Annotated in this window: 14 protein-coding genes; 10 read left to right on the top strand and 4 right to left on the bottom strand. The window is 54.3% G+C overall.

The annotated features are described in order from the left end of the window. Window positions 1–16: 16 nt before the first annotated feature. The gene (gene rhtA, locus C1N58_RS11240) at window positions 17–928 is read right to left on the bottom strand and encodes a threonine/homoserine exporter RhtA (RefSeq protein ID WP_039341426.1); all 912 of its coding nucleotides are present in this window, start codon (window positions 926–928) and stop codon (window positions 17–19) included. 369 nt (window positions 929–1,297) lie between these two features. Between rhtA and ompX the strand changes: the two genes are divergently transcribed. Then, entirely contained in the window at window positions 1,298–1,810 is a 513-nt protein-coding gene (gene ompX, locus C1N58_RS11235; RefSeq protein ID WP_033737684.1) for an outer membrane protein OmpX, read from the top strand. 383 nt (window positions 1,811–2,193) lie between these two features. Here ompX and C1N58_RS11230 read toward each other — a convergent pair whose 3' ends face one another. Beyond that, complete coding sequence (locus C1N58_RS11230; protein WP_033737683.1) at window positions 2,194–2,379, bottom strand: hypothetical protein; 186 nt, start codon at window positions 2,377–2,379, stop codon at window positions 2,194–2,196. 212 nt (window positions 2,380–2,591) lie between these two features. On the opposite strand from C1N58_RS11230, the gene mntR reads away from it, so the two are divergent. From mntR to C1N58_RS11195, 7 genes are all read left to right on the top strand, one after another. Further along, complete coding sequence (gene mntR / locus C1N58_RS11225; RefSeq protein WP_033737682.1) at window positions 2,592–3,050, top strand: manganese-binding transcriptional regulator MntR; 459 nt, start codon at window positions 2,592–2,594, stop codon at window positions 3,048–3,050. 24 nt (window positions 3,051–3,074) lie between these two features. Beyond that, window positions 3,075–4,184, top strand: a complete 1,110-nt coding sequence (locus tag C1N58_RS11220) for an SLC13 family permease (RefSeq protein ID WP_054634256.1) — start codon at window positions 3,075–3,077, stop codon at window positions 4,182–4,184. A gap of 143 nt (window positions 4,185–4,327) precedes the next feature. After that, the gene (locus C1N58_RS11215) at window positions 4,328–5,476 is read left to right on the top strand and encodes an HlyD family secretion protein (RefSeq protein WP_394564179.1); all 1,149 of its coding nucleotides are present in this window, start codon (window positions 4,328–4,330) and stop codon (window positions 5,474–5,476) included. Further along, window positions 5,473–7,041 carry a DHA2 family efflux MFS transporter permease subunit gene (locus C1N58_RS11210; RefSeq protein WP_054634255.1) on the top strand — a complete coding sequence of 523 codons (1,569 nt, stop codon included), beginning with the start codon at window positions 5,473–5,475 and terminating at the stop codon, window positions 7,039–7,041. Before C1N58_RS11215 ends, C1N58_RS11210 begins: the two co-directional genes overlap by 4 nt. Before the next feature lies 1 nt (window position 7,042). Next, window positions 7,043–8,572, top strand: coding sequence for an efflux transporter outer membrane subunit (locus tag C1N58_RS11205; RefSeq protein ID WP_058701048.1), 1,530 nt, complete (start codon window positions 7,043–7,045; stop codon window positions 8,570–8,572). A gap of 702 nt (window positions 8,573–9,274) precedes the next feature. Beyond that, window positions 9,275–9,676 (top strand): H-NS family histone-like protein, encoded by a 402-nt coding sequence (locus C1N58_RS11200; protein ID WP_014606234.1) that lies wholly within the window; start codon window positions 9,275–9,277, stop codon window positions 9,674–9,676. A 321-nt stretch (window positions 9,677–9,997) separates the two neighbouring features. Continuing rightward, entirely contained in the window at window positions 9,998–11,590 is a 1,593-nt protein-coding gene (locus tag C1N58_RS11195; protein WP_039341417.1) for an ABC-F family ATPase, read from the top strand. Between the two features lie 93 nt (window positions 11,591–11,683). Here the strand turns inward: C1N58_RS11195 and moeB are convergent, their stop codons facing one another. Together moeB and moeA are read right to left on the bottom strand one after the other, a co-directional pair. Beyond that, complete coding sequence (moeB, locus tag C1N58_RS11190) at window positions 11,684–12,451, bottom strand: molybdopterin-synthase adenylyltransferase MoeB (RefSeq protein WP_058707619.1); 768 nt, start codon at window positions 12,449–12,451, stop codon at window positions 11,684–11,686. After that, on the bottom strand, window positions 12,452–13,687 hold the full coding sequence (moeA, locus tag C1N58_RS11185; protein ID WP_394564178.1) for a molybdopterin molybdotransferase MoeA: 1,236 nt from the start codon (window positions 13,685–13,687) through the stop codon (window positions 12,452–12,454). 218 nt (window positions 13,688–13,905) lie between these two features. On the opposite strand from moeA, the gene C1N58_RS11180 reads away from it, so the two are divergent. Both C1N58_RS11180 and C1N58_RS11175 read left to right on the top strand, forming a co-directional pair. Beyond that, window positions 13,906–14,865 (top strand): isoaspartyl peptidase/L-asparaginase family protein, encoded by a 960-nt coding sequence (locus tag C1N58_RS11180; RefSeq protein ID WP_033737675.1) that lies wholly within the window; start codon window positions 13,906–13,908, stop codon window positions 14,863–14,865. Continuing rightward, window positions 14,828–16,717 (top strand): dipeptide ABC transporter ATP-binding protein, encoded by a 1,890-nt coding sequence (locus C1N58_RS11175; RefSeq protein WP_081049466.1) that lies wholly within the window; start codon window positions 14,828–14,830, stop codon window positions 16,715–16,717. Before C1N58_RS11180 ends, C1N58_RS11175 begins: the two co-directional genes overlap by 38 nt. The last annotated feature ends 48 nt before the right edge of the window (window positions 16,718–16,765 follow it).

Here is a 16,765-nt window from a genome sequence, read left to right as displayed (position 1 = left end):
AGCAGGCGGAAACCTGTTATTTCTTTTTATTATCAGATAATTCTATTGCATTTAACTGGCGCTTTCTGGGACGCATGGTCAGGGTCGCGCCGGACGAGGCCAGGATAATCGCCAGCAGCGCCAGACACTGCACGCCGGAAAGGCTCTCATCCAGATAAAGCATGCCAGACAGTGCCGCCACCGCAGGCTCAAGGCTCATCAGCGTACCAAAAATGCGCGCAGGTAAACGGGTCAGTGCCATCATTTCCAGTGAATAGGGAAGCGCCGTTGAAAGAAAGGCCACTAAAATGGCAACCGGCACGACGCTCCATTGCCAGATGCCGCTTGCGGCAAACGTCAGCCCTACGGGAACAAAAATCAGCGAAGCGATCAGGGAGCCGATGGCGACCGTTGCCGCGCCGTGCTCAGCGCCCGCGCGCTGCCCTGACAGAATATACACTGCCCAACAGACACCGGCACCGAGCGCAAATAGTGCACCTATCGGATCGACGGAGGTAATACCGGTACTGAACGGCAGTAAAAACCACAGCCCAATGACCGCCAGTATGACCCAAAGAAAATCGAGTGGCCGACGTGAGCCGAGCAGCGCAAGCGTAAGCGGGCCAACAAACTCCAGCCCGACCGCGATGCCAAGCGGTACCGTCCGAATAGACAGGTAAAATAAAAAGTTCATCGTACCCAATGCTAAGCCATAAATAATCAGCGGCATGCGCTGTTCAGGACGAAAACGCAGTCGCCAGGGCTTGAAGATGAGGCAAAGGATGACGGTGCCAAAGCCCAGGCGCAATGCGGTGATGCCGGTGGCACCCACGGTGGGAAAAAGTGTTTTTGCCAGTGAGGCGCCGCCCTGAAGCGACAACATGGAGATAAGTAACACGACGACAGGGAGTAAAGCTGGCGTGAGCGATTTGAGTGGCGAAACTGACATCCTGTTGATACTTCCCAGTCAATGAGCTAACAAGATGACCAGTGTAAAGGAAATGTTGGTCAAAAAGGGGACGTAAACTGATTTTAATTTTGTCTGTTTGCCTGCTTTTTAAGCAGTTTTTCCGGCTGGAAAGTAAATTAATGTCAGGTTTTTTTAGGAATTTACTTAAAGAATGAAAATTTGTTTGGGGTCATTATTGCAAGGATATGACGATTTTTATAAGAAAAATGAATGACATAGGAAACTCCATTAACTTTCTGTTACACCAAACACTGTGTTAGACAACAAAATGCGGGCAGAGTTTCTCGCTATTTTTTGTTATATTTTTAGCGTTGTCAGGAGAGAAGTACTTTCACATTTGAGGTGGTTATGAAAAAAATTGCATGTCTTTCAGCATTAGCCTGTGTGTTAGCAGTCGCAACAGGTTCCGCCATGGCACAGAGCACCGTAACCGGTGGCTACGCACAGAGCGACTACCAGGGCGTTGCTAACAAAGCAAACGGCTTCAACCTGAAATATCGCTATGAAGACGGTTCTAACCCACTGGGTTGGATCGGCTCATTCACTTACACCGAGAAAGATCGTACCGAAGACGGCATTTATAATAAAGGCCAGTACTACGGTATCACCGGTGGTCCAGCATTCCGTCTGAATGACTGGGCAAGCATCTATGGTGTGGTTGGTGTTGGCTACGGCAAATACCAGGCTAACGACACCACTTCACGCGACAAAGCTGACACCAGCGACTACGGTTTCTCTTACGGCGCAGGTATGCAGTTCAACCCAATGGAAAACGTTGCACTGGACGTTGGCTATGAGCAGAGCCGCATCCGTAGCGTTGACGTTGGCACCTGGATTGCTGGCGTAGGCTACAGCTTCTAAGCGAGCTTAGTCTAGATTAAAAAAACGGCCCTCTTCAGGGCCGTTTTTATTGGTAACAAAAACCCGCGCTAATAACCTGCCTTTGTCTTTGTCTTTGTCTTTGCCACCGCGACTGTCACTGTATCTGTCTTCTCCGCGCCGCATTGCGTTCTGACATTAACCCGCGCCTTGGACTTCCCTGGCTGGAAGCCTTTTTTCAGGCCCGGACAGAACAAAAGAAGGGCGCCTTACACAGCGGCTGTATTTTGACGCTTACCTTTACAGGAACAGCGCTAAGCGCAGGGCACAGGTGACCGGATCAGAAGCGTGGATCAATGCAGGCGCGCGGCGAGGAAAGGAAAACAGACCGCGCGTGGGTAATGAATCTGAATGTGAAAACGGATTCAGCCGCGCCAGATCAGTTTTTGGCAGTAGCGCGTTTCCGGCTGCTGGCCCAGCAGACGCTCAATAAGCATGAGGCGCAGCGTAAAAGGGGAGCGCGTCAGCAGGCACCACCAGGATTTTCCTGATGTTGTTTTTTCGGCCTGGAAGCATTTGCTGCAGTCGATACAGCTTTTCAGAGTGCTCATAGCATCACCTCCCATAAAATTTAACGCAACGGTAAGCAGAGATCGTGCTTTAATACATCACTCTGTTTACATTATCGACAAATATAGCACTGGCTATACCGTTTAGCCAAGGCTAACGACGAAAAATTTGAGCTTATTTGCGCCTGGTTTACAATGAGCGCAGCTAAATCCACACGGAAGGGCTGGTGTGGAAAAAATAAAGAGGAAGCTGAATGAGTCGTCGTGCCAAAAGCGTGGTTTCTGCCCCGCAAGGACCACTAAAAGATATTGAAGAGCATGTCGAAGGTTTTCGGCAGGTGCGCGAAGCGCATCGTCGTGAACTGATTGATGACTATGTTGAGCTAATCTCTGATTTGATTGGTGAGTTTGGCGAGGCGCGCCAGGTCGACATGGCCGCGCGTTTGGGGGTTTCGCAACCGACCGTCGCCAAAATGTTAAAGCGGTTAGGAACTGCCGGCCTGGTCGAGCAGGTGCCTTATCGCGGCGTCTTTTTGACGCGTGAAGGGGAAAAGCTGGCTGAAGAGAGCCGCGCCCGCCATCACATCGTTGAAACCTTCCTGTTAGCGCTTGGCATTAGTCCGGAAACGGCACGCCGCGATTCTGAAGGCATCGAACATCACGTCAGTGATGAAACCCTGGCCGTATTCCAGAAATTTTACCAAAACAATTAATCCTCAGTTAAGGCGCCGGACATCATGCCCATTGTGCTTCGCTCATTTCTGCATGACCATATATTGCACTTGTTAGTCGTTGTTGGGGTTGTTCTGCTGTTTCTTGCTCATTACCACTGGGCGGATCTGCCTGCCGCAGTGGACTGGCACACCATCATCACCCTGAGTGGGCTGCTTATCCTCACCAAGGGGTTAGAAACCAGTGGGTATTTTGATGTTCTGGGCGGTCGGTTAATTGCGGGGTTTAAGCATGAGCGCACGCTGGCCCTGTTTATGGTGCTGGCGGCGGCGGTGCTCTCGACCTTCTTAACCAACGATGTGGCCCTGTTTATTCTGGTGCCGCTGACGCTGACATTGCGCAAGTTTTCCCATTTACCGATTTCCCGCTTAATCATCTTCGAAGCGCTGGCCGTAAATGCCGGTTCGTTGCTGACGCCGGTGGGCAATCCGCAGAATATTTTGCTGTGGAGCCACGGCTCGCTGAGTGTAGTCGGTTTTATCTGGCAAATGACGCCGCTGGCCGTCTGGCTGCTGTTAAGCCTGCTGGTCGTCACCTGGTTTAGTTTTGCCAAGCGCGCGATTGAAAAACATGAGAACGCAGAACAGCACAGCTGGCAGAAGCCACTGTTTGCCGTCAGTCTGGCGCTTTACGTCTTGTTTATCGCCGCGCTGGAGTGGCACCTGACCGGCTGGGCGCTACTGCTGATTCTTGTCTGCTTTTTTATTATGGCGCGCCAGGTATTGCTGAATATCGACTGGAGCCTGCTGGTGGTCTTCATTGTCATGTTCCTGGACGTGTTCTTGCTGACACGCTTGCCTGTTGTGCAGGCCCATTTTGATGCGATTGCCCATCTTGCCAAAGGGGAGCTTTATCTGTTGGCGATTGGCTTGTCACAGGTAATCAGTAATGTGCCTGCCACGATCCTGCTTTTGCAGAAAGTGCCGCCTTCAGACGTCCTTGCCTGGGCGGTCAATATCGGTGGGTTTGGCCTGCTGCCGGGTTCGCTTGCCAACCTGATTGCGCTGCGCATGGCGAAAGATCGTGCCATCTGGTGGCGCTTCCATCTGTTCTCCGTTCCCTTACTCGCATGGTCGATGCTGACCGGCTGGCTGTTGCTTAAACTGGTTGCCTGACGCGAACCTGTCCTGCCCTCGTGGCAGGACGTGCGGACTTTCTCAAGTTAAGTAAAGTTGTACTGGATTTTGTCAGTTTTCGATCTAATGTTTAGTTGACTTTCTACGCCCAGGACTGAGGGCCTTAGCCAGCGACGGACACTATGAGCGAGAACAACAACAACCGCGACCCACACCAGAAAGACACAGAAAACGCGCCCGATAAAAACAGCCCAGCACACGATAGCCAAAGCGATAACGACGAGAAACCGCGTAAGCGTCCCGGCAAAAAGCCGTTAATTATTTTGGCGGTCGTCGTTGTGGTGATGTTGATCGTGGCGTTCTTCTTCTGGTTTACCACCCGTAATGAAGAAACGACTGACGATGCGTTTACCGAAGGCAACGCAGTGACTATCGCAGCGAAAGCCTCGGGTTACGTCGTAAAATTGCTGGTGAAAGACAACCAGCGCGTGAAGAAGGGCGATCTGCTGGTGGAAATCGATCCCAGCGATAACGAAGCCCAGCGCGCGCAGGCAAAAGCACAGCTTGGCCTGGCCATGGCACAGTTGCACCAGGCTCAGGCGCAACTGGCACTGTCGCGCGTTCAGTACCCGGCGCAACGCGACCAGGCGCTGGCCGATCAGGCCAAAGCCGAGGCCAACTACCTGAATGCGCAGGCGGATTACCGTCGTCAGCGCGGCGTCGATCCCCGCGCCACCAGTCAACGCAATATTGATTCAGCCTCGGCGCAGTTACGCTCCGCGCAGGCACAACTGCAAAATGCCAAAGCTCAGGTGGAAGTCGCCTCGCAGGTGGCCCTGCAAATCCGTCAGCAGGAAACCAATGTTGAAGCGCGTCAGGAACAGGTCGAGCAGGCAAAAGCCCAACTGAATGTGGCCGAGCTGAATCTGTCTTACACACAGGTTCGTGCTCCTTACGACGGGTTTGTGACTAAGCGAAACGTCCAGTTGGGAACGTTGGTTCAGGCGGGCAGCGCCTTGTTCTCACTGGTTTCCCCGGATATCTGGATCACCGCCAACTTTAAAGAGTCACAGCTGGAGCGAATGAATCCCGGCGACAAGGTAACCATCAGCGTGGATGCCTGGCCTGACATGAAACTTGAAGGCCACGTCGACAGCATCCAGATGGGCACCGGTTCGCGCTTTTCGACTTTCCCGGCGGAGAATGCCACGGGCAACTACGTGAAAATCGTTCAGCGCGTGCCGGTCAAGATTGTGATTGATAAAGGACTGGATCCTAACCGTCCACTGCCACTGGGCTTATCGGTTGAACCGAAGGTAACCGTGGAATGAGTGAATCGCAGAGCTGGAAACCCGCCAGTAATCCGTGGCTCGTGGCCATTACGGTAACGCTGGCGGTATTTATGGAAATCCTGGATACCACCATCGTGAATGTGGCCCTGCCACATATCGCCGGTTCGCTCTCATCCAGTTACGATGAATCCACCTGGGTGCTGACCTCGTACCTCGTGGCGAACGGCATTGTGCTGCCCATCTCTGCCTTCTTCAGTCGTTTATTTGGCCGTAAACAGTTTTTCTTAATCTGTATCGTCATGTTCACAATCTGCTCATTCCTGTGTGGTATTGCCACCGAACTCTGGCAGATCATTCTGTTCCGCGTCCTGCAAGGGTTTTTCGGCGGCGGCCTGCAGCCTGTGCAGCAGTCGGTGCTGCTCGACTACTTTAAACCTGAGGATCGGGGCAAAGCGTTTGGCCTTTCCTCGATTGCGATTATCGTGGCGCCTGTTATCGGCCCGACGCTGGGCGGCTGGATTACGGATAACTACAGCTGGCGCTGGGTGTTCTTTATCAATATCCCGGTCGGTATCCTGACGATCATGGCCATTTTGCCGCTGCTGGAAGATCCGCCATGGGAGCGCAAGTGGGCCAGGGGCAAACTGAAAATTGACTACATCGGTATCGGTTTAATTACGCTGGGCCTGGGCTGCCTGCAGGTAATGCTGGATCGGGGTGAAGATGAGGACTGGTTTGCGTCGCACTTTATTGTGTTATTCGCGGTACTGGCGCTGGTCGGCATTGTCGGAGCCGTCTACTGGCTAATGTATGCTCGCAAACCGGTGGTCGACATTCTGGTAATGAAAGACCGTAACTTCTGGGTTGCGGGCCTGCTCATGGCCGGGATGGCGATGATTCTGTATGGTAGTTCCGTCGTGCTGCCTCAACTGGCCCAGCAGGATCTGGGTTATACGGCGACCTGGTCAGGGCTGGTGCTTTCACCCGGAGCCGTGCTGATTGTGCTGACGATTCCGCTGGTGCTTAAGCTGATGCCGGTCGTGCAAACCCGCTATATCATCGCATTTGGTTTTAGCTGCCTGGCCCTGGCGTTTTTCTACTCTTCCACGTTAACGCCCAATGTCGATTTCTCCACGCTGGTCATGATGCGCAGTGCGCAGTCTATTGGCCTGGGCTTCCTGTTTGTGCCGCTGACCACCATTGCCTTCATTACCATCCCACAACGCCTGAACGCGGATGCATCAGCATTATTTACGATGTTCCGTAACGTTGCGGGTTCGATTGGCATCTCGTTATCCACGGCGGCAATTACGGAGCGGGAGCAGGCGCGTTCGGCCCACATGGTGCACAACATGACGCCGTTAAATGAACAATTTAACATTACCGTTCAGCACTGGGCGCAGGCGATTCGCGACTTTACGTCGGCGGTGGGCGATCCCGTGACGCTGGCAACCGGCCAGCTCTATAAAGAGATGATTGTCCAGTCACGCATTCTGGCTTATATCGACGTCTTTTCAGGCTTAAGTATTGTCGCCCTGATTTTGATTCCATTTTGTTGGCTGCTGTCGCCCGTCAAAAGCGAAGGCAGTGCAGGAGCACACTGACATGAAGGTTATGACTACGTATCGCCTGAATCCCTTTACCTTGTTGCTGACGTTATCGCTGGCAGGTTGCAGCGTGGGCCCGGACTACCAGGCGCCAAAACCTCAGCTGCCGGGCAGCTACCACGCGCTGGATTCTCAGGAGCGCTCGAAACCGCAGACGTCGGCAGTGGATACGCGCTGGTGGCGTAACTTCAACGATCCCCAACTGGACAGCCTGATTGCCCGCGCAATCGCGGGTAATCTGTCGTTGCAGCAGACCGTCCTGCGCATTGCGGGCGCGCGCGAGCAGTTATCTCAGGCGCAGGGCGGCTTGTTTCCCAGCCTGAACGGTTCGGCAAAAGTCACGCGTCAGCAACTGGGGCTGGAAGGTTTGCTGAAAGCGAATGGGGTCAATGACCAGGTAGACAGCACTGTCGCCAGCCAGTTGAACGGGCTGACGCAGCCCGTCACCTTATATCAGGGCAGCTTCGATGCCAGTTGGGAACTGGATCTGTGGGGCAAGGTACGACGTCAGATCGAATCAGCCAATGCACAGCAACAGGCGGCCATTGAGCAACGTAACGATGCGCTGGTGTCGCTGGAAGCGGAAGTTGTCCGTGCCTGGTTACAACTGCGTGGGGCGCAGGCAACCGTCAACACGCTGCAACAGCAAATCGCGGTGGCGGATCAGACCTGGCAACTGACACAAAGCCAGCAGCGCAATGGCCTGGCGCCGTTAACCGATGTGGAAAATGCCCGGGCACAGTTGAGCAGTTTACAGGCGCAGCTACCGCAGTATCAGGCGCAAACGCGTCAGGCGATGAACGGTCTGGCTGTGCTTATCGGTAAAACCCCCGGCGCGCTGGATGCAGAACTGCAGACGCCGAAAGCGCTGCCAGCCTTGCCGAATGCGGTCGCGGTCGGCATTCCCTCAACCTTAGCGCGTCGACGCCCGGATATTCGCCAGGCAGAGGCGAAACTCCATGCGCAAACCGCCGGGATCGGCGTTTCTGTCGCACAGCTGTTCCCCAGCCTCTCTCTTACCGGACAGTTGGGCGTGCGCAATACCGATGCCAGTTATCTGGACGACTGGAGCAGCCACTTCTATAGCGTGGGGCCTTCGCTGTCGATTCCCCTTTTTCAGGGAGGCCGGCTGGTTTCCAGCGTGAAGCTTGCACGTGCTCAGCAGGCCAGCGCGGCGCTGGATTATCGCCAGACGGTGCTGACGGCTTTGCAGGATGTCGAAAACGCCCTTGTGAGTTACCGGGCCGATCAGCAGCGCGTCACGGCGCTGGACGAAACGACCGGTGCACTGCAACGGACCTTTGATTTGGCGAGCGACAGCTATCGTCAGGGATTATCGACCTTCCTTGAGGTGCTTGATGCGCAGCGCCAGCTCGCCCAGGCCGAGGAGCAGGCAACACAGGCGCGCATGCAAAGCGGGCTGGATCTGGTGGCGCTCTACAAAGCGCTGGGCGGCGGCTGGGAAACCTATCAAAACGTTCAGCTCCCTCAGTATGACGTGTTTGGACCTGCGACCCAGGTAAATTAATCCTTCAGGCCGTGGCCTTTCGGCAGACCACGGCCTGTTATCAGACAGTGTAATACCTGCGCTTTATTATTTATCTGTTATATCGTTTAGTAAACTCATTTAATCACCCTTAAAGCTGGTGGTTTAAAAGGGTTGCTGGCTATTTAGCCGGCGCACTTACTGTGAAGCATAAATTGTCTGTAAATGTATTCAACCTTATAACGGCTGTGAAACGCCGTCGCCTTGCCTGTGCCGATGCAGCATTTTTGTCGGGGAGTGAAGGGGGACAAAGGCAATATCCCCACATTTTATTCGCCATAAAGCCGATATTATTGTGGCGAAGCGCGATAAACCTCGTACCCGACGTCAGCTATTTTGTTCACAGACCGCGTGTTCCGGGCGGAGAACGTCTGACTCAGGACAGGCAAATTAATCCAAATTCTTCACCGGTGTTAAAAAATATTCAGCGTTAAAATTTAAAAGCGCATAGCGAATTCATACAGTAAGTGTAATCAATGAAATCGTTTACATTGTGCAAGGATAGCAGGCATTTAGTGTTAATTTGAGGTTAATTATCTCTCCACATAAGCATTCTGAATACTTCACTGACATTTAAAAAACCTATCGGAATTATCTGTAGTAATAAATTAATTTATTTTTTTATTTGAATTAGGTAATCTTGACGCTACAGTTTAATTAAACCCCTTAATCAAGGATATTGTGATGAGTGACGCATTTAAAGTTCTAAACAACATTCGCACATTACGTGCCCAGGCTCGTGAACTGCCACTGAGCGATCTGGAAGAAATTCTTGAGAAATTGACCGTTGTAGTAACGGAACGTCGTGAAGAAGCGCACGCTGAAGAACAACAGAATCGTGAAAAAGAAGAGAAGTTATCGAAATATCGCGAAATGCTGTTGGCTGATGGCATCGATCCTAATGAATTATTAGGTGCGCTGGAGCAGGGTAAAAAACGCACTAAGCGTGCGCCACGTCCGGCTAAATATTCTTACACCGACGAAAATGGCGAGAAAAAATCATGGACCGGCCAGGGCCGCACGCCAGCAGCAATTAAAAAAGCGCTGGACGAAGGTAAAAGCCTGGACAGCTTCCTGATCGATTAATCGACACAATCCTTGTAAGTGGTAGCCGGCGACATTTATGTCGCCGGCTTTTTTTATTTAAAAAACCCTGCTCTTTGCTTTATTACTCTCGCTGTCATGCACCCGGTGTGGCGTGCGCAGGTAGGGCTTCCCCTCTGCGCAGCGTCCGGTACGTTTAGCCAGCGGCTGGGTTAAGCGGCAAACGTACGGGCAGTGAAAATAAAAAGTCATGCGTTTTCAACAGACACTCATGCAAGGGTAGCCGGAGACTGGCGTGCGCTACGTCACATCTGGCATAATAGCCGCCGTTTTCCATCCACTCTCTTCACTAAGGTCAATGCCGTGTTAGTTAGCAGCAATATCACCATGCAGTTTGGCAGCAAGCCACTGTTCGAAAATATCTCCGTTAAATTTGGCGGGGGTAATCGGTACGGTTTAATCGGTGCGAACGGCAGCGGAAAATCCACCTTCATGAAGATTTTGGGTGGCGATTTGGTGCCGTCGGGCGGCAATGTTTCCTACGATCCCAATGAACGTATTGGTAAATTACGCCAGGACCAGTTCGCCTTTGAACAATATAGTGTGATTGATACGGTAATCATGGGGCACCATGAATTATGGGAAGTGAAACAGGAACGTGACCGTATTTATTCCCTGCCCGAAATGAGCGAAGAGGAAGGCTACAAAGTCGCAGACCTGGAAGTACAGTATGGCGAAATGGATGGTTACAGCGCGGAATCGCGCGCCGGTGAATTATTACTTGGCGTGGGCATCCCGGTTGAACAGCATTACGGGCCGATGAGCGAAATTGCGCCAGGCTTTAAATTACGCGTTCTTTTAGCCCAGGCCTTGTTTTCTAATCCGGATATTTTGCTGCTGGACGAACCGACCAACAACCTGGATATCGATACCATCCGTTGGCTGGAGCAGGTGTTAAACGAACGCGACAGCACCATGATTATCATTTCGCACGACCGTCACTTCCTCAATATGGTCTGCACGCACATGGCCGATCTGGACTATGGCGAGCTGCGCGTTTATTCCGGTAATTATGATGAATATATGACCGCGGCCACCCAGGCGCGTGAACGTCTGTTAGCGGATAACGCCAAGAAAAAAGCGCAAATTGCCGATCTGCAGTCGTTTGTCAGCCGCTTTAGTGCCAACGCTTCTAAATCGCGTCAGGCCACCTCGCGCGCTAAACAAATGGATAAAATAAAACTGGAAGAAGTGAAAGCCTCCAGCCGTCAGAATCCATATATCCGTTTTGAACAGGATAAGAAACTGTTCCGTAATGCGCTGGAAGTGGAAGGCCTGACGAAAGGCTTTGATAACGGTCCTCTGTTCAAAAATCTTAATCTGCTGCTGGAAGTCGGTGAAAAACTGGCGATATTAGGGGCTAACGGTATCGGTAAATCCACGCTGTTAAAAACCCTGGTCGGCGAACTGACGCCAGAAAGCGGCAGCGTTAAATGGTCCGAGAATGCCAAAATTGGCTATTACGCGCAGGACCACGCAGACGATTTTGCTGACGATCTGACGGTTTTTGACTGGATGAGTCAGTGGAAGCAGCCGGGCGATGATGAGCAGGCCGTACGCGGTATTCTTGGCCGCCTGTTGTTTTCTCAGGACGACATTAAAAAGCCCGCCAAGGTGCTGTCGGGTGGTGAGAAAGGGCGCATGCTGTTCGGCAAGCTGATGATGCAGAAGCCTAACATTCTGATTATGGATGAACCCACCAACCACCTGGATATGGAATCCATCGAGTCATTAAACATGGCGCTGGAAATGTATGAAGGCACGCTGATTTTCGTTTCCCATGACCGTGAATTCGTCAGCTCACTGGCGACGCGTGTTATGGAAATCAAGGCGGATCGCATCGTCGATTTCACCGGGAATTACGAAGACTACCTGCGCAGTCAGGGCATCGTTTAAGACCTGCGGGGTAGCGCTGACTACCCCGTTTTCTTTCGTGCATTTACCCGCCTTTTGTAATCGCTCACGCTCAGCGTTCAATCAGACCGGCCTTTAGCCTGTGCACTCAGAATGGCCACAGACTTCACAATTCGGATCCTGTGCGACATGCATCGTGCGAAACTCTGCGCGCATGGCATCATACATGAGCAAACGTGAGCGCGCGGGCGTGCCAAACCGGGTCAGCAGCTTTATCGCTTCCATCGCCTGCATGGCACCGACAACGCCCACCAGCGGCGCCATTACACCGGCTTCCACGCAGCTGAGCACCTGAGCGCCAAACAAACGGCTGATACAGCGGTAGCAGGGCGCACCAGGCTGCCAGTCAAACACACTCAACTGACCTTCCATGCGAATCGCCGCGCCCGAAACCAGAGGCACCTTCAGTTCATAACAAAGCCGGTTAAGCTGTTCACGCACGCTGACATTATCCGTGCAGTCGACCACGACCTGCTGCCTGGCGATGATCGCCCGCAGCGCGTTATCGTCCAACTGGCCGTGGACAGGATATAACTGACAGTGGGGATTGATCTCCGCCAGGCGTGCCCGGGCGGATTCGACCTTGGCCCGACCAATATCCGCATCATGATGCAGAATCTGTCGCTGCAGGTTTGAGAGCGAAACCGTATCAAAATCCAGCAGAGACAGGTGACCGACGCCCGCTGCCGCCAGATAAGGTGCGGCTGCACAGCCTAAACCGCCCAGGCCCACGACCAACACATGGCTGGCCTTCAGGGCTTCCTGTCCGTCAAAGTCAAACCCCCGCAGGACAATTTGCCGGTTATAGCGCAGCATTTCCTCGTGGCTGAGTTCGGGCAGCATTTATCCCTCCAGCAGGGCGTTGAAGGGCTCAACATCTACCCATTCTCCCGCCTCGACATAGCCGCGCTCACGCTCCAGTACGATAAAGCAGTTAGCCTGTGAAAACGAGCTGTACACATGCGAACCCTGGGCACCCGTGCTGATGACTTCTGTTTCACCCTCAGCATTTCGCCGCAGCACACCGCGCTGAAAATCCAGACGGCCTGGCGATTTTTTCAGTGCGCTTGCTGTACGCACGCGCTGACGTGGCGGTAAAGCCGAAGCTGACTGTCCGGTCAGACGGGCCAGCAGGGGCTGCACCAGTTGATAAAAGGTCACGACGGCCGAGACCGGATTGCCGGGCAGGCCGCAGAACCAGCTGTTTGCCAGGCGGCCAAAGGCGAAAGGTTTGCCCGGTTTAATGGCCAGCTTCCAGAAGCGAATACTGCCCAGTTCCTCCAGCATCGCCTTAGTAAAGTCGGCTTCACCGACAGAGACACCGCCGGTGCTGATGACCACATCGGCCTGGCGATCGGCGTCCATAAAGGCAGCCCGAAGGGCGACCGGATCGTCGCGAACAATGCCAAGATCGATCACCTCGCAGCCCAGCTTATGCAGCATGAGGGAGATGGCAAACCGGTTGGTGTCATAGATTTGCCCGTCAGACAACGGCTGGCCCACGGGTTGCAGCTCATCCCCGGTGGAGAAAATTGCCACGCGCAATTTGCGCAGCACCTTCACCGTGGCGATGCCTAATGAGGCCAGCAACGGCAGTTCCGCAGCGCCCAGGCGCACGCCAGGCGCAAGGACCTGATGGCCTGCCCGGATATCATCGCCGATCAGGCGGATGTTTTTTCCGGCTTTTACGGGCGCATCAATAACAATCTGTTCGCCCTGCAGATGGGTTTGCTCCTGCATGACGACGGCATCGCAGCCGTCCGGTACCGGCGCGCCCGTCATGATTCTGATGACGCTGCCCGCAGGCCAGTCACCCGAAAACGGCGCACCGGCAAAGGCTTTACCGGCAACCGTTAAGGGCTGACCCTCTTGTACATCAGCAAGCCTGACGGCATAACCGTCCATGGCTGAGTTGTTAAAAGGCGGTACATCAATGGGGGAGGTCACGCTGCAGGCGGTGATGCGCCCGGCCGCGTCAGTCAGGGGCACATTCAGGGATTCGGTGATGGGCGTCAGTTGCGCCAGCATCTTCTGTTGCGCGTCTTCAAGGGAAATCAGTCCGGCAGTAAAGCTTTCCATTATTGTCTCAGTCTGTCTGTTGCAATTGCTGACTATTATGGTGGCTTTTATCCTCAGAGTCACATCGGTATAAGCCACAACGAAAGGTTATTAGCGCGGGACCAGTTTCCGCTTTACAAGCTATGGCGGGCTTTCTATATTCAAAAATACGCTAACAAGACGTAAAACCATTCAAAATCAGTGTTTTTCCTTCTGATGCAACCACAGGGTAACGCAGTATGGCTAAAGCAGTGATCGCCATTCATGGCGGCGCAGGCGCAATTACGCGTGCTGCCATGAGCGCAGAGAAAGAACAGGCTTATCGTCAGGCGCTTCACGATATTGTGACACATGGCCAAACCCTGCTGGCGCAGGGCGCATCCGCGCTGGATGTGGTGACTGAAGCGGTGCGCAGGCTGGAAGAGTGCCCGTTGTTTAATGCGGGTAAAGGTGCTGTGTTTACCCATCAGGGCACGCATGAGCTGGATGCCAGCATCATGGATGGCAGAACGCTGCAGGCTGGGGCAGTGGCGGGCGTCTCCCGGCTGCGCAACCCGGTACTGGCAGCGCGTGCGCTGTTAGACCACAGCCCGCATGTCCTGTTGATCGGGGAAGGGGCCGAAGCCTTTGCGTTTGCGCAGGGGCTTGAGCAGGTTGAACCGGATTTCTTTTCCACGCCTGAACGCCTGGAGCAACTGCAACGGGCGCTGCGCAGCGATGCCGCTGTGCTTGACCACGATGGCGCCGCCCAGGGCGGCGATCCTCTTGACCCGGATCGTAAGTTTGGCACGGTCGGTGCCGTGGCGCTGGATTTGGCGGGAAACCTGGCGGCGGCGACGTCGACCGGCGGCATGACCAATAAACAGCAGGGGCGCGTAGGCGACTCACCGTTGCCTGGCGCAGGCTGCTATGCCAGTAACGACAGCGCGGCGGTGTCCTGCACCGGCACTGGCGAAGTGTTTATCCGCACCCTGGCGGCCTACGATGTGGCGGCACAAATGCGTTACGCCGGGCGGACATTACAACAGGCCAGCGTCAATGTGATTCATGACAGCGTGCTGGAGCTGGGCGGCAGCGGTGGGCTGATTGCGGTTGATCGGGAGGGCAATGTGGCACTGCCGTTCAACAGCGAAGGCATGTACCGGGCTGTTGCCCGGGTGGATGACGTCGCAGAGGTCGCAATTTACCGTGAAAGCTAACAGCCAGCCTGACAGGCTCCCTCTGTCTCCCGAACAGGTGTTGGCGGTGCGCGACCTGAACGTACGTTTTCACCATGACGGCCAGGTGACCGAAGCCGTGCGTCATCTTTCACTTGATGTGTTTCGCGGCGAAACGCTGGCTTTAGTGGGCGAGTCCGGCTCGGGCAAATCCGTCACCTCACTGGCGATCATGCGCCTGTTGGCGCAGGACAGCGCAGAGGTCAGTGGTGAGATACGGCTGCGTCGACGCAGTGGTGAGGCACTGGATCTGATGCGGATGCCGCGCGGTCAGATGCCCAGGGTGCGCGGCGCGGATATGGCCATGATTTTCCAGGAACCGATGACCTCGCTGAATCCGGTGTTTACGGTAGGCGATCAGATCGCAGAATCCATTCGACTGCATCAGGGTAAAAGCCAGTCCGAAGCCCTGACGGAAGCGCGTCGTATGCTGGATCGGGTACGCATTCCTGACGCACAAAGTATGCTGCGCCGTTATCCTCACCAGCTTTCCGGCGGTATGCGGCAGCGCGTGATGATTGCGATGGCCCTGTCGTGTAAGCCTGCGCTGCTGATTGCCGACGAGCCGACTACTGCTCTGGACGTGACGATTCAGGCCCAGATCCTGCAACTGATCCGCGAGCTGCAGAAAGAGATGCAGATGGGCGTGATTTTTATCACTCACGATATGGGCGTGGTGGCGGAAATGGCGGACCGCGTCCAGGTGATGTATCGCGGTGAGGTGCTGGAAAACGCCCCTACCGCCGAGCTGTTCAGCGCACCGCAGCAGCCTTACACCCGGGCGTTGCTGGCCGCTGTCCCGACCCTGGGTGCGATGCAGGACCAGCCGCTGCCCGCGAAATTTCCTCTCCTGCTCAACGATGCGGCACCCGACGTACCGCAAAACACCGTACGTCACGATCGCCCGCCCATCCTGCAGGTGCGCAATCTGGTCACGCGCTTCGATATTCGCTCAGGATTACTGAATCGCGTAACGAGCCGGGTGCACGCGGTCGAGAACATCAGCTTTGATCTGTATGCAGGCGAAACGCTGGCGCTGGTGGGGGAATCCGGGTGCGGTAAATCGACCACCGGACGTTCACTGCTAAAACTGGTCGCCAGTCAGGGAGGCAGCATTATCTTTGACGGGCAGCGTATTAACGATCTTTCGGGAGCGGCGCTGGCGCATCTGCGGCGCGATATTCAGTTTATCTTCCAGGACCCTTATGCATCGCTCGATCCGCGCCTGACGGTGGGATTTTCGATTATGGAGCCGCTGCTGGTTCACAAGGTGATGCCACGACGCGAAGCGGAACAGCGCGTGGCCTGGTTACTGGAAAAGGTTGGCTTACTGCCGGAACACGCAAAGCGTTATCCGCATGAGTTTTCGGGTGGCCAGCGTCAGCGTATCTGCATCGCGCGGGCACTGGCGCTGAACCCCAAAGTGGTGATTGCCGATGAGTCGGTGTCCGCGCTTGATGTCTCCATTCAGGCACAAATCATCAACCTGATGCTAGACCTTCAGCGTGAATTTGGTATCGCCTTTTTGTTTATTTCCCATGATATGGCGGTGGTTGAGCGCATCAGCCACCGCGTAGCGGTGATGTATCTTGGACAGATTGTGGAAATCGGCCCACGTCAGTCGGTATTCGGGCAGCCACATCATCCGTATACCCAAAAATTAATGGCCGCCGTGCCGGTTGCCGACCCGACACGTCGGCAACGCGAGCGCAGTCTGCTGGTCGATGAGATCCCCAGCCCGATTCGTGCACTGGGCGATGAACCCGAACGGGTTTCGCTGATGGAAGTGGCCCCCGGTCATTTTGTGGCTCGCTCTGCCACCAGCGCGATCTGAAATAATACGCTATCGCCACGGCGATAAATCAGACAGGGATTACAGGAG

The organism is Pantoea sp. SGAir0180 (assembly GCF_043546245.1).
This window is presented reverse-complemented; position numbering and strand designations above follow the sequence as displayed.

Coding starts and splice junctions, on each gene's coding strand:
- rhtA (WP_039341426.1), bottom strand. CDS start 928: ATGTCAGTTTCGCCACTCAAATCGCTCACGCCAGCTTTACTCCCTGTC.
- ompX (WP_033737684.1), top strand. CDS start 1,298: ATGAAAAAAATTGCATGTCTTTCAGCATTAGCCTGTGTGTTAGCAGTC.
- C1N58_RS11230 (WP_033737683.1), bottom strand. CDS start 2,379: ATGAGCACTCTGAAAAGCTGTATCGACTGCAGCAAATGCTTCCAGGCC.
- mntR (WP_033737682.1), top strand. CDS start 2,592: ATGAGTCGTCGTGCCAAAAGCGTGGTTTCTGCCCCGCAAGGACCACTA.
- C1N58_RS11220 (WP_054634256.1), top strand. CDS start 3,075: ATGCCCATTGTGCTTCGCTCATTTCTGCATGACCATATATTGCACTTG.
- C1N58_RS11215 (WP_394564179.1), top strand. CDS start 4,328: ATGAGCGAGAACAACAACAACCGCGACCCACACCAGAAAGACACAGAA.
- C1N58_RS11210 (WP_054634255.1), top strand. CDS start 5,473: ATGAGTGAATCGCAGAGCTGGAAACCCGCCAGTAATCCGTGGCTCGTG.
- C1N58_RS11205 (WP_058701048.1), top strand. CDS start 7,043: ATGAAGGTTATGACTACGTATCGCCTGAATCCCTTTACCTTGTTGCTG.
- C1N58_RS11200 (WP_014606234.1), top strand. CDS start 9,275: ATGAGTGACGCATTTAAAGTTCTAAACAACATTCGCACATTACGTGCC.
- moeB (WP_058707619.1), bottom strand. CDS start 12,451: ATGCTGCCCGAACTCAGCCACGAGGAAATGCTGCGCTATAACCGGCAA.
- moeA (WP_394564178.1), bottom strand. CDS start 13,687: ATGGAAAGCTTTACTGCCGGACTGATTTCCCTTGAAGACGCGCAACAG.
- C1N58_RS11180 (WP_033737675.1), top strand. CDS start 13,906: ATGGCTAAAGCAGTGATCGCCATTCATGGCGGCGCAGGCGCAATTACG.
- C1N58_RS11175 (WP_081049466.1), top strand. CDS start 14,828: ATGACGTCGCAGAGGTCGCAATTTACCGTGAAAGCTAACAGCCAGCCT.